The organism is Pseudoalteromonas sp. Cn5-37, from assembly GCF_021532495.1.
GTDB lineage: Bacteria > Pseudomonadota > Gammaproteobacteria > Enterobacterales > Alteromonadaceae > Pseudoalteromonas > Pseudoalteromonas simplex.
The window spans coordinates 20095-33053 of the sequence record NZ_JAKGBA010000022.1 but is presented as its reverse complement, the minus strand read 5'-3'; the positions used below and the strand labels follow the sequence as shown (position 1 = coordinate 33053).

Annotated in this window: 10 protein-coding genes; all 10 read right to left on the bottom strand. The window is 33.1% G+C overall.

Going from position 1 to position 12959, the window contains the following annotated elements:
* Positions 1–14: 14 nt before the first annotated feature.
* Positions 15–1256: a hypothetical protein gene (locus L1266_RS17650; RefSeq protein ID WP_235378024.1), complete on the bottom strand. Its 1242-nt coding sequence runs from the start codon at positions 1254–1256 to the stop codon at positions 15–17.
* Entirely contained in the window at positions 1249–2442 is a 1194-nt protein-coding gene (locus L1266_RS17645; protein WP_235378023.1) for a hypothetical protein, read from the bottom strand. Before L1266_RS17645 ends, L1266_RS17650 begins: the two co-directional genes overlap by 8 nt.
* 19 nt (positions 2443–2461) lie before the next feature.
* The gene (locus tag L1266_RS17640; RefSeq protein ID WP_235378022.1) at positions 2462–3487 is read right to left on the bottom strand and encodes a glycosyltransferase family 2 protein; all 1026 of its coding nucleotides are present in this window, start codon (positions 3485–3487) and stop codon (positions 2462–2464) included.
* Positions 3474–4619, bottom strand: a complete 1146-nt coding sequence (locus L1266_RS17635; RefSeq protein WP_235378021.1) for a polysaccharide pyruvyl transferase family protein — start codon at positions 4617–4619, stop codon at positions 3474–3476. The genes L1266_RS17640 and L1266_RS17635 overlap by 14 nt, the downstream gene beginning before the upstream one ends.
* A 35-nt stretch (positions 4620–4654) precedes the next feature.
* Complete coding sequence (locus tag L1266_RS17630) at positions 4655–6022, bottom strand: Coenzyme F420 hydrogenase/dehydrogenase, beta subunit C-terminal domain (protein ID WP_235378020.1); 1368 nt, start codon at positions 6020–6022, stop codon at positions 4655–4657.
* Entirely contained in the window at positions 6013–7548 is a 1536-nt protein-coding gene (locus L1266_RS17625; RefSeq protein WP_235378019.1) for a hypothetical protein, read from the bottom strand. Before L1266_RS17625 ends, L1266_RS17630 begins: the two co-directional genes overlap by 10 nt.
* Positions 7549–7801: 253 nt before the next feature.
* Complete coding sequence (locus tag L1266_RS17620; protein ID WP_235378018.1) at positions 7802–10051, bottom strand: polysaccharide biosynthesis tyrosine autokinase; 2250 nt, start codon at positions 10049–10051, stop codon at positions 7802–7804.
* A 14-nt stretch (positions 10052–10065) separates the two neighbouring features.
* Positions 10066–10500: a low molecular weight protein-tyrosine-phosphatase gene (locus L1266_RS17615; RefSeq protein WP_235378017.1), complete on the bottom strand. Its 435-nt coding sequence runs from the start codon at positions 10498–10500 to the stop codon at positions 10066–10068.
* A gap of 11 nt (positions 10501–10511) precedes the next feature.
* Positions 10512–11630 (bottom strand): polysaccharide export protein, encoded by a 1119-nt coding sequence (locus tag L1266_RS17610; RefSeq protein ID WP_054552523.1) that lies wholly within the window; start codon positions 11628–11630, stop codon positions 10512–10514.
* A gap of 894 nt (positions 11631–12524) precedes the next feature.
* Positions 12525–12911, bottom strand: coding sequence for a GxxExxY protein (locus L1266_RS17605; protein ID WP_323741553.1), 387 nt, complete (start codon positions 12909–12911; stop codon positions 12525–12527).
* Between the last annotated feature and the right edge of the window lie 48 nt (positions 12912–12959).

The following is a 12959-nucleotide window of genomic DNA, read 5'->3' as shown; positions in this document are numbered from 1 at the left end:
ACCTACCATTAAATTCATGGTAAAGTATATTTCTTACTGTGATTAAACGGAGTACTACACCAAGCAAAAAAAAGACTCAAATAAACCATATTAACCGTTCCTATTTTAATCAAAAAAGGTTCCTTAATATTTAAAGCAATTGCTAGAAATATAAATATAGATAAAACTCCAAAAAAAAGACTATCACCTCGAGCATTAAACAATTTAAAAGCAGAGTAAAAAACAAAAGAAACAAACAACAAACTATTAATTAAACCAACAGAGAAAATAAATTTCACATAACCAGAATCAGATCTATTATAATTTAAGAAAAATTCATACCCACCTGTTCCAAACAGCAATAAAAAAAAGTCATCCGGCAAGTAAAGCATCTGTAATAAGTCCACATTTGAATCATTAAGTTTACCATCTGTAACAATCGAAAAAAGACTAATAAACCAAGGTAAAGTTTCATTAGAAAAAACATCATTAGTTATATAGTCTATTAATGGTAAAAAAGTTAATATAGAAAATATAGCTATTGAAATAGCTGAAAAAAGAATAAATAAAGTAGAAACTTTATTTCTATCAAAAAATATAATTGCAAAAATTAAAGCTAGCATTTCAACTAGAAACCCAGTTCGAGCTATAAACATAGTTGAAAACATTAAAATACTATACAAAGAAAGCAGTATTATCCTATGTACGATTTTATTAGTGGATATATAAAAATAAATGTATCCAAGTCCACAAATAGCGAGTTGCATAGAATGATCAGCACCACCACTATTTGACAACCCTCTGACTCTGTTTAATCGTAATGGATCTATATTACCTGCTTGGGGTAGGATTTCAGAGAGAAAAAGCTTAAATTCATAGGATAAATAAGATAATATTGATGAAATTGATAATATTAAACCTGAAAAAACTAAGTAGTAACAAATTGTTTCGATTTTAATATGATTTTTTTTGAACAAATCATAAAAAAAATATGCACCAGCAGCATACTGTACTACATGTAAGAAAAGTAGATAAGTTAAGGAGTAATCATTATTACCATTAAAAGTAGTAATTGAACTATAATATATTGCTACAAAGAGAGCCGTTATAGCTATATTAAAATATATTTTATTCAATGATTTATTTAATATTTCCAGAAAAATATAACCTAAAAAAATTAAAGCCGATAAATTCCCACTACTAATTGGAAAAAAACTAAAACTTAAAGGTGATATCCAACAGAAAAAAAGTATAAAAAGAAAAAACTTCTTAATCATGAGAAGGAACCGAATTTTTACTAATATCTACCCCTTTCTTTTTTACCAAAAGCTGTTTAATAAATTTTCTTAACTTTAATGCTTCAATACTGATTGATAAATCAGTCTCATTTTTATTATACAAATACTCTTTAATTCGAAGTTGTTCTTTTTTACTTTTAGCTAACTTAATTATAGCATATTCCCAAGTTTCATGCGTATAGGGGAAATAATCCTCCATTTCAGGTCCGAATATAGAAACAACCTCTGGAACAGGGCATGCTATGAAGGGCTTGTTTAATTGAGAGAATATAAACGCCCTCCCAGCATTAACGCTCTGCTTATATCTAAACAACAAATCAACTGTACGATCTGTATTCCAAAAATATGCTCCAAACCTTATAAAAAGCGTTTTTAAAAAGCTATACTTTAACGTTATTTGGTTAGGTACTAAGCCAATATCAATATCAGAAAGAATATTATATATACCTGGAAAAGAATATTCATACATTTCTAATTTAAAAGTATGTTTAGGTATTTTTTTTATCAAACCGATATTGCTTACTACTTTTAACTTAACATCATAGTCATGTGATAATAAATTTAGAGCTGGAAATATATATTCTGTACTTTCAAGAAAGTGCCGTTCGTTTCCATGGTAGCCAAATACAACCTCTTTTCTATTGGAGTTCAAATTATCCGATTTATCAATTTTTATTGGTGACTCTAATAGTTTCAGATATATAGACATAATACCTCTTGACTCAAATAAGTTTTTCAAGTGGATTGTGTCAGCTATTACAAAATCAGCTAAAGAAATTTTTTGATATCTAGCAGACATAAGCCTAGACTTCTCATCTGATCTAAACATACGTAGCTGATATAATAAACTTTTTAAATTGAACTGGTGGAATAAAGTATGAACAGTCCTTTCCAAGTGTGGCTTAACAACTCCAATAATGATATTTTTATTTTGTTCTCTCGCGACTTTAATTTCATCTTCATCACCATGTAAAATAGCAACATCAAATTCGTCATACCTTGAAAAAATATTTTTAAATACTTCAAAATCATCAAAACGATCAAATTCTGACTTAATTCCATGTTGTGATATTCTCACACTGCCTTGCTTTTCATCCATCCGGGAATTAAAAACAATTCTTATTTTTTTTTGACTTGTATTATTGACTATTGGTTTAGAACCCATAAAAATCCCCAGAAATGATTTAAGCAAATATTCGAAGTTTATTTTTTAAAAAGGAAAATATTTTATAAATATACCTTATAAAACTATTATAAATTTTATAAAACCTAAACCAGGAAAGTTTAGAAAAAACGAACAGAGGATAAATTTTAAAAAACTCATTGCACCCATCAAAATCTTTTAACGTTACAATATTTACATGTTCAATGTAAGATTTATAACATGGCGAGATAATTAAAGTTTCAAAATCATCTTTAGAACACAGGTTAGCCATTTTTATGGCATACATTTTACTAAGTTTTTCTCTTGGAAATAACCCTGAGTATTCTTCAATTATCGTAGTAAGAGCTTTATCTAAATCAATAATATACTCGTTAGTAATTTTCTTCTGGGTTACTCCATCAGTGTCTTGCATATAATGAACAAAGCCACGCTCACTAATAAACACAGATTTAGAGTAAAGGCCTAATAAAGCAGATACAACAGAATCTTCACCCATTTTCACTTTTTCTGGAAAACAAATATTATTGTTAACAAAAATATCTCTTTTAAAAATTTTATCCCAAGGATTATTTGTTATAACTCCATTGACAAACAGTTCTGAATATTCTGTATTATTAACTATTCTATCATTTTTAAAATTATTAATAAAAGTGCTTTGAGAACCAAGATCTTTTTTATGCCCCAATAAAATTCCATCATAGTCGTTATTTACTAGCAACTCACTTAGATAATTAAAATACCCATGTTCAACCCAATCATCCGAATCTAGAAATATAATATACTTTCCTATTGCTTCCTTTACACCTAAATTTCTAGCAGAAGATACCCCATTGTTACTGCTATTTATAACTTTTACATTACCTTGAAACTCATATTTATCTTTAATTATCTGAAAAGTTTTATCAGTAGAGCCATCATTAACAATGATAACCTCATAACTATTATAACCCTGGTTTAATATACTATCGACAGCTCTTTCAATGTAAAGTTCAGCATTGTAAGCAGGAATAATTACGGAAAAGAGAAAACAATCATTCATTATCATTAATACTATTTAAAATAAATTCTTTGGAAAGGGACTGATAATACGAAATTTTACTATTTATAGTGTTCCAATCATAATCTCGAGTTATTTTATTCTTATCAAAACTCTCATCATTTAAAATCAATCTATCAGACAAGTCAAAAGCCGATAATAATGATTTAAACCTAGCTAAACCTCTTTTTGCATTACCTATTGCAATAAAGGGCTTATTGAAAATTATCGCAAAAACACATCCATGGAATGAGTCTACTATAACATATTCAGAATCCAAAAAAGCTCTAATCCATTTCGTCATAAATGGATAAATGTAGTATTCTTTTGACTTATCATATGCAAAGTCAACAGGCTTTGGTTTAATTTCAAATGGTTCTAATTTTAGAGCTTCAGCCACATCATTTATAAGTGATCGACTGAACTCATTTTTATCTAAAATATAGCAGAAAAGGTTACCATCGCATTTATTTTCATTATACCTATCAATAAGTTCTAAATAATTTTCTCTTGATAACAATAAAGTTGGATCCAATACAAATTCACTATTAGCACTAAACCGCTCCTTGAGAATACTTACAGCCGACTTTTCTCTAACTGATATAGCATCAAATTTATTAATTAACACCTTACAGTCTTTAAAATCATCTTTACTAAACCGCAAATTATCACTTCCAAATGATGCTGCATATGCTATTTTCTTTTTACCCTTTTTTACAAAATCAAAAAAATAGCGCCTAATATTAGGAGTATATTCGGGTCTCCAGACTTGATCACTACCCACGATAAAAATATCAACTTCGTCATTAAGTCCCACTAAATCACTAAAATTATAAACTGGTTTAGTTCTTGGACCTAATTCATTCTCAATAAAATTACTTGCATTAATTGAGATTTCACTTTCAATCTTTGGCGTTACAGCAAGTTCTAATTTTCTAGACTTAAGTACTGTTCTCTTAATGAAATTTTTAATAGACATGTTAAATACATGCAACTTACTTGGTGGATATTTTCTATAGTCAATTATTAATGTCTTGTAGCCAAGTTTTAAAAATACTTCTTTTAATGCATAAGCCTGTAAAATGCCACCATAATTATTAATTAGTGGTAAAGTTAAAATTCCAACAGTTTTATTTTTCATCTAATATTCCAAGCAAAAATTTTATAAAAGCGGTTTTATTTCTTAACTATTTTCAAGATGAACTTTGGTAAGATAAGACTTAAAAAATACTTCAAGCTATACTTGAATCCTCGTAATTTATATTCGTATTTTGTAACTAGAGGATACATAATTAACTTGAACACAAGATAAGTATTTAATTTTTTTGCAATTCTAAATGCAAAGTTACTTTTTCTAGATAGGTTATATCTATATAAATAAATATCAGCCCTCTTCTCTGAAATATTACTCTTAGAAAGCTCTAATCTTTTATTGGGATGCCAGCCCGGAGTTTTATCTATCCTAGTTTTTAAACCATCACGCCTATGTCTATAATTTGCAGCCTGGGAATCAAAAAAATCATCCACATTTAGAGTATCTATAAATAATTCATCACTATACTTTAATAAATAAGAGTCAAAAATATTATTACGGGACACAACTATGTTTGTACCTTGGTAATCTTCTATGTATTTTGGCAACCAAGCATCTCCGAATGTAACATCTGCTAATTCACCTGCCAGGTCATCACAAAAATCACAAGCTTTGTGCTTGAAAAAACCATATCCCCAATCACTTCCAAATAGCTTAAAATTTCGCTCTAACACCCTTCGCTCATCATCAGATATAACTTCTATTAGGTAATTATTAGCATTTAAGTCAGGGCTTTTAACGCGAAAGTCTATCTCCCTAAGGTTTTTTGGGTTTACACCAACTTGCCAAGCTAGATTTTCTGCAAATGCAGATGATTTCATGTGTCCACACAACAGTGATAAGCAAAACTTAATATTTTTAAGATATCCAGCAGTTTGCGCTAATCTAACTGCTTTGACAAAACATGGTATTCCAACGAACACATATTTTTTTTCACTTGAATCTATAATATCAACTATGGATTCAAGTGAGACAGGATAATACCTTGATTTTTTGTTTCCTTTTAATTCAACGCCTTCTATTGACTCTGTAATTTTATATTCAAACAAACTACTATCAGACTCTGACTGGCCTACATGTATAACAGCATCTACCTCTTTGTTTTCTAGTAATTTTCGTATAAACCATGAGGTTAACCCCCCAGAGCTTGAATTTTCTTTATTCTTTATATCCTTAACACTTCCTGCATAAACATTTGAATAATAGCCAACCCTACTATCTATCTTTAATTTAGCGTCTTCATAAATTTTATCTCCAAGTTCCGTTTCATTTTGAGAGTCATTAGAAAAAGGGCATAATTTTGATGCTAGATTTAGTTTTTCACCATTTCTCGTGTTAGCAGAGTAGAAGCCTTCTTCATTAATACTAATTTTTATATTATTATTTAGCGCAAGCTTACAAACACCACAACCCACACAAAATCCATTTTCAATGGCCTTTTCTATCGACATACTTTTCTCTTTATTACAACAATTTTATTTTTTAAAAAGTTAAATACCCAAGTTTTTTCTTTACCTTCCAAACCTACAAAGAATATGGCTATAGATACGCAAAAACTAGTATAGATAACTGTTAAAATCAACTCTGATAATATAGTTTTAGTATTTGGAACATATAGGTAAAACATTAAAACTGTTATTATAATAACAGTAAGACACCTACAAATAACTTTTTTAAAGAAACTTATCACATCCAAATTATTTAATTTCCTCGAAAAAAACAGTCGCGCTACAAGCGAAGTTAATGAAAGTATTATTGTAACAATGAAAACAACAAACGGCTCATTGTTAAGTTTTAACAAACAATAGGAAATTGGCATGTTTAGTAACAAAATACCACCTACTACTATTTGATATTTTTTAATTTTTCCTGTTGCTTGTATAGCTGCCATTAACCCCCCAGACCAACAAACAACTAATGCATCAATTAGTGCTAACCTACAAAAAACCACTGCGTAATCGGGGACATTTCCTAACCAAAAAGATAAAACCTCATTAGTTTTGATAAGAACAGGTAAAGACAATAAATACAACAAAAAAAATGAATATTTCGCACCTTTAAATACCAAGTTATTCACTTCCGAATAATCATTCTTTGAGTAGTTTTTGATAATTTGTGGATTTATTGCAACTTGTAAGCTTGAAATAAAGTTTACAACAGCATTATTAATTTGATATGCAATCGCTCTAGAACCGTTAACCGCAGGTCCAAAGAATATATTTAATATGATATTCACCCCCTGATTAGCAGCAACTGATGATAAATTACCAAACAAACTCCACCCTGTAAAACTGCCCACCTGTTTGAATAAACTTTTATCCCAACAAAAACAATACTTTGTATTATCAAAGAAAATTTTATTATAAATAAAATAGCAAAAAAATATTAAAATATTTACTGTTAAAATTGATATGGCATAAACTATTAAATTATCACCTACATTTAGATATAATAAGTATGAAATAGCTAACTTCAAAAAAACATCCACAATTGTAATATATGCAAATATCTGCATCCTTTCATGAGCTATTATGTTAGCATTAAAAGGAACACTAATAACTGTAAACATAAATCCGAATACAACTGATTGGTATACCCAGTTAGCTGCCATTAATCTATCAGACGGTATATTAAGTTTATAATTCAAAAACCATAAACCAACAGTTTCACATAATAAAACAATTAATATCGATAAAATTAGATGTATATTAAAACAGATATTAAATACTTTCTTTAATCGCTCTACATCCCCCATACCAATTTCATAGGCTAAAAAACGCTGAGTCGATGATGACATAGCACCGTTTATGAAACTAAACATAGTTACAACACCTGCAACTATATTATATATACCATAATCATCCACACCTAATGCATTAAATACTAAACGGGATGTATATAAGCTAACTATAAGAGTTAATATCATTCTGAAGTAAAGAAACATTGTATTCTTTACAATTCTCTTATTTTTATGCATATGCAGACCTACAACTTTATTTTATAAAACTTTAGTTTAACATCCCACTTATTTTTAAAGATTATGAATCAGCACATTTAATTTAGAATAAAGTCACAACCTAACAATTTCCATGCTCTTCTAAGTCAAACCCCTCAAAATAAAAGCCTAACGACTCCAAAACCAAAGCTTTCAAAATAAAAAGCTCTTAACCAAACACCACTTATAGATTATATAACATACTTTAATAAGCACTTACTATAACCCCCACACATCATGATTTATAATCATAATTATAATAACCATAATACCCATATACATTGCTGGCTTTTTTAACTACACCATTAAATACTACACCTTTTACATCTATACCGTTTTGCTCAAAACGATTCCGTGTTAGCTCAATTTCACGGGAATGATTTTGCCCAAAACGTGTTACAAGTAATGTAGTACCTGTTTGAGCACTAACAATAGCAGGGTCTGTTACCGCTAAAATTGGTGGTGTATCTATTATTACAATGTCGTATTTATCTTTTACCTGCTCTACCAATTTAGTAAAGTTGCTATGCATTAATAACTCAGACGGGTTTGGCGGTATTTGGCCACGAGTTATCACATCTAAATCTTGTACTTGTGATGTTTTAGTTACTTGCTCAAGCGTAAGCCTGCCCGATAGCAAATCGCTTAAGCCATCGTCCCATTTCATACCAAATTGCGTTTGTAAGTAACCTTTGCGCATATCTGCATCGATAATCAATACTTTTTTACCACTTTGTGCAAGTACTGTTGCCAAGTTAACCGATATAAACGATTTACCAACACCAGGGCTTGGTCCAGATATTGCTATGACGTTATTTTTTGCCTCCATCATCGCAAAGTGCAAGCTTGTTCGTAAACTGCGTAGCGCCTCTATCGATAAATCAGCTGGGTTATCTACCGCGAGTATTGACTTAGGTTTGTCTTTACCCTTACGCGCACGGCTAAAACCGGTTAGTTTATCTTGGTAATCTGAATAAGGTACGCTCGCGTAAACTGGCAAGCCTAGAGCCTCAATCTCGTTAGGGTCTTCTACCCCTTTATGAATTGCTTTTTGAATAAGTACAATTGCTACCGCTAACATGCTGCCTAACATGGTTGCCATTACAACAATTAGCGCTTTCTTTGGCCTAACTGGCTTTGATGTGTTTACCTCAGCGTGGTCAATTATACGTACATTACCTACAGTGCCTGCGCGAACAATATCTAGCTCTTGTGTTTTACTTAAAAGTAATGTGTAAATTTGGTTACTTACTTCTACATCACGCTTTAAACGAAGTAGCTCTTGCTGTGTTTCTGGCAGGTTGCCCACTTCACCCACTAAGTTTTGCTTTTGTTTTTGTACGGCTTCGATTTGTTCAAGTACGCCTTGGTAGGTTGGGTGACTTTCTTTAAATTTACGACTCAATTCTAAGCGCTTTAGTTCAAGCTCTTGTAATTTAGTTTCAAGCTCTACTACTTGCTCAAGCACACCTTGAGTCTCTAGAGTAATGTTGATTGATTGGCGTTTAATTTGGTAGTTATTAAAGCGCTGCTCAGCATACTCAAGCTGCTTTTTAACTTCAGGTAGTTGTACTTCTAAAAATTCAAGTGACTTTTGTGCCTCTGCGCTGTTTCGCTCAACATTACGGCGCACATAAATAGCAGCTACTTTATCAAGTACTTTTTCGGCAAATTGTGTGCTTTCGCTCTGTAAACTCAGGTTTATTATACCTGAGTCTTTACCTTTTTCACTTGCGTCAATAGCTGCTTGTAAGTCTAAAATAGTATTTAAACGGTCTTTACGTACTAATGTAAATTCAGTTCCAGATCGAGCAACTAAACTGCGAATAGTTAAGTTAAACTTGCCATTACTTAGCTCTTCACCCACTTTACCTTGTAAGATAACTTCGTCTTCACCATTTAATAAAGTAAAGCTTTTATTTTTATCAGTGCCCTCACCTGCAACGAGTGTAAAACCAGCACCAATCGCTGAGCGAGGTACATCAAACCTAAATACATCAACGCTCTCGCCACCCCAAGCGTAACTCGATGCGCCTACACTAGGCTCTGCTAAATCGCCAGCTTCCATTGGGGTAAATTTACGAAACGCTCTATTACCAATCACCGGGAATAGTTTAGGTTCAGCGACTATATCAAGCTTTAAGGTATCAACGGCCTCGCCTATCACAGAGCGTGATTTAAGCAGCTCTATTTCGGTTACAGCAGCTGAGGTACTTTCGAACATACCGGCCATATCATCAAAGCCAGGGACTGATGCGCCGCCGTCTTCAACTTGGATCATGGCTGTTGCTTGGTAAACAGGTGTTGCAAACACCGCATAAAACACACCTACAGCCATAAATACTGCAGTGACGGCTGCAATAAAATACTTACGGTCGATTAATGCACCTAATAAAGCCATTAAATCGATTTCTTGACTGGTCTGGTCTTGCGTTGTTTTATTTTGTTTATTGTTTGCTGCTAATGCAGTGGGCTGAGCATTCATGTACTAGCCTTTCCTTATAAATACTTTTGCCAAGCGCTACATGCGCTATCGATTAATGCGTAAACATGCTCAAAGGCTTCTTGACTTTGGCGGTAAGGATCGGGGATTTCTTTATCGCCAATCCACTTGCCTAGCAAAAATGTTTTGCCGCGTGCTTGAGGGTAACGTGCGCACAAATCGTTAACATGGCGCTGCTCCATCACTAAAATAACGCTATTATTTGCCACCAAATTTGAGGTTATTTGTCTGCCTTGGTGCGCGCTCATATCAATATTATGTGCGTTGGCTATTTGCTTTGCTTGAGCATCGGCAGGTTTACCCTCAAGGGCAGTCAACCCTGCTGATGAAACAGCTACATTTTTACCTTCTAGCTTACTTTTTAAAACATATTCGGCAGTAGGGCTTCGGCATATATTACCTGCACAAACTACTAATACAGAATCAAACATACAGCCTACCTTTAGTTTGTGTTTGCAACGTCGTTGATTGAATCAACCGTACTTACTGATGGTAGTAATAAGCTAATTACACGATTCCAACGTGCAAGCGGCGCTGACGTTACATATACAATGTCGTGCGGTTCAAGTTCAAATTGTTCAGCTAGCACTAATGCAGCAACATTCTTCGCATGAAGCTGGTATACATCAGCAATTACACCATCAGTGTTTAAGTTGCGTTTGCGAAGAACAAACACGCCATTAGCGTCGGCTGTATTTTCGTTTAGGCCACCAGCATCGCTTAATGCTTCTGCTAAATTTAAACCATAGCGATTAACACCCACTGTACCAGCGCGCTTTACATCGCCAAGTACAAACACTTTTTGCATATCATTACGGCTTACGTGCACAATATCACCATGCTGCAATAAGCGGTTTTGCGAAATATCGCCATGGGCATAAAAGTCATCTAGCTTAATAATTTCTGTTTTATCACCGCGAGTAAATGTCACGGTGCGCCAGTCAGCACTTTCTGTTAGGCCACCGGCTTGGTTTAGAGCATCGATTAAAGTTAATGGGATCTCTGTAACTGGTAATACACCTGGCTTGTTTACTTCGCCTGTTACATAAGCTTTTTGGCTTCTAAAGCCAACCACTTTTACATCAACCTGTGGCTCTTCAATTACTCGGCTTAGGCGCTTTACAAGCTCTTTATGAACTTGTTGTACTGTTTTACCAGCGGCTTGAATATTAGGCGCGTATGCATAGGTAATTGTGCCATCGGCTTGTACACGAAAGCCATCAAACTCAGCTGTACGTTGCACTGCTGCTGGAATGGTTAACTCTGGGTGATCCCAAACACCAATTGTAAGTACATCACCTACACCTAATTTGTACTGATAATTAGATGTATCTATGCCATCTAAACTGGAAGGCGTGAAGTTTTTAACTTGAGATTGCTTTTGTTGATTTATTAAAGAAGAGTCAATGATTTGAATATTAACCTTTTCGAGTTCCTTCTCTACATTATCTACTTGTTCGCCCGACTCGATTCCTTCGAAATGGCTGCCGGGGATGATTGTACAGCCTGTCATTGCTAGTAACGCAAATGACGTCACAATTGTTTTACAGCTAAGCGCCATTGTTATTTCCCAAATAATTTTTTCTTAAAACGTCCAGTTTAAATAAAACCATATCTGTTTATTTTTTTGCTGCCTAATTAAAGCATGGCAACCAGATGTTCGCAAGACTGAGTGTTTAGTAAACGCTCACTTGTGACAGTTTTTTGCAAAATAGTTAATAAGTACTTCTTGGCTCATTCACTTAGTACTAGTCTAGAAGTCCTATTTGTATAAACGAGAAACTAAGAAGCTTTAACTGAACAATTTGTATGTTGACTTCTAAGCTGCCTATTAATTAAGGCTTTATCACTAGTTTTCATTAGCACAAAGAGAAGTAAACGAGATTAAATGAGTAAGACAAAACTTCTTTGTTTACTCTTCAGCGCAGCAGCTCATAGTCTCTTTGTGAATATCCTTTACTAGTTTCTAGTTGCACTAAGAGAAATGAATGAGGATAAATGAGAGAACCAAAATACTTGGTTTACCTCTTTAGCGCAGCGCCTCTTAACCTCTTTGTGAATATCCGTTACTAGTTCCTATTAGCACAAAGAGAAGTAAACGAGAGTGAATGAGTAAGTCAAAACTTCTTTGTTTACTCTTCAGCGCAGTGTCTCATAGCCTCTTTATGAATATTCATCACTAGTTTCTAGTTGCACTAAGAGAAATGAATGAGGGTAAATGAGAGAACCAAAATACTTGGTTTACCTCTTTAGCGCAGCGCCTCACAGTCTCTTTGTGAATATCCTTTACTAATTCCTATTGGCATAAAGAGAAGTAAACGATAGTAAATGAGTAGGCAAAACGTCTTTGTTTACTCTTTAGCGCAGCGTCTCATAGCCTCTTTGTGAATATCCTTTACTAGTTTCTAGTTGCACTAAGAGAAATGAATGAGGCTTATTACTTCATTATTGTTTTTTATAAACTTAAATTAAACCGTTTTATTCCATCAACAAGCTTAAGCGCGTTAAAGTTTATAAGTAGCCCCGCGTTGACTTTAGAGAGCTTCATATATGTTAGAATCTGTGCAGAGTGAATTGGCAATAATTTATCAACAGATTTCAGCTCAATAACTAATTTATTAGGTATAAACAAGTCCAATCTATAGCCAGCTTCTATCTCTAAATTCTTATAACGAATTGGTAAAGTTAATTGACGTTCAACTTTTATACCTGCTTGCTGAAGTTCGTACATCAAGCAAGCCTCGTAACTTGACTCTAACAAGCCAGAGCCTAGTTGTTTATGCACTTCAATTGCATACCCGATAACTGTTTGCGTTAGATGATCAATATCCATATTTATCATAAAACATCCCGCTTCATTTTAATGAATGACTTTTAAGCCTTCTGTAAG

What these genes read in the sequence shown, in the direction of transcription:
- L1266_RS17630 (WP_235378020.1), bottom strand. Translation starts at nt 6,022, where the DNA reads ATGTCGATAGAAAAGGCCATTGAAAATGGATTTTGTGTGGGTTGTGGT.
- L1266_RS17615 (WP_235378017.1), bottom strand. Translation starts at nt 10,500, where the DNA reads ATGTTTGATTCTGTATTAGTAGTTTGTGCAGGTAATATATGCCGAAGC.
- L1266_RS17605 (WP_323741553.1), bottom strand. Translation starts at nt 12,911, where the DNA reads ATGATAAATATGGATATTGATCATCTAACGCAAACAGTTATCGGGTAT.
- L1266_RS17635 (WP_235378021.1), bottom strand. Translation starts at nt 4,619, where the DNA reads ATGAAAAATAAAACTGTTGGAATTTTAACTTTACCACTAATTAATAAT.
- L1266_RS17625 (WP_235378019.1), bottom strand. Translation starts at nt 7,548, where the DNA reads ATGCATAAAAATAAGAGAATTGTAAAGAATACAATGTTTCTTTACTTC.
- L1266_RS17640 (WP_235378022.1), bottom strand. Translation starts at nt 3,487, where the DNA reads ATGATAATGAATGATTGTTTTCTCTTTTCCGTAATTATTCCTGCTTAC.
- L1266_RS17620 (WP_235378018.1), bottom strand. Translation starts at nt 10,051, where the DNA reads ATGAATGCTCAGCCCACTGCATTAGCAGCAAACAATAAACAAAATAAA.
- L1266_RS17610 (WP_054552523.1), bottom strand. Translation starts at nt 11,630, where the DNA reads ATGGCGCTTAGCTGTAAAACAATTGTGACGTCATTTGCGTTACTAGCA.
- L1266_RS17645 (WP_235378023.1), bottom strand. Translation starts at nt 2,442, where the DNA reads ATGGGTTCTAAACCAATAGTCAATAATACAAGTCAAAAAAAAATAAGA.
- L1266_RS17650 (WP_235378024.1), bottom strand. Translation starts at nt 1,256, where the DNA reads ATGATTAAGAAGTTTTTTCTTTTTATACTTTTTTTCTGTTGGATATCA.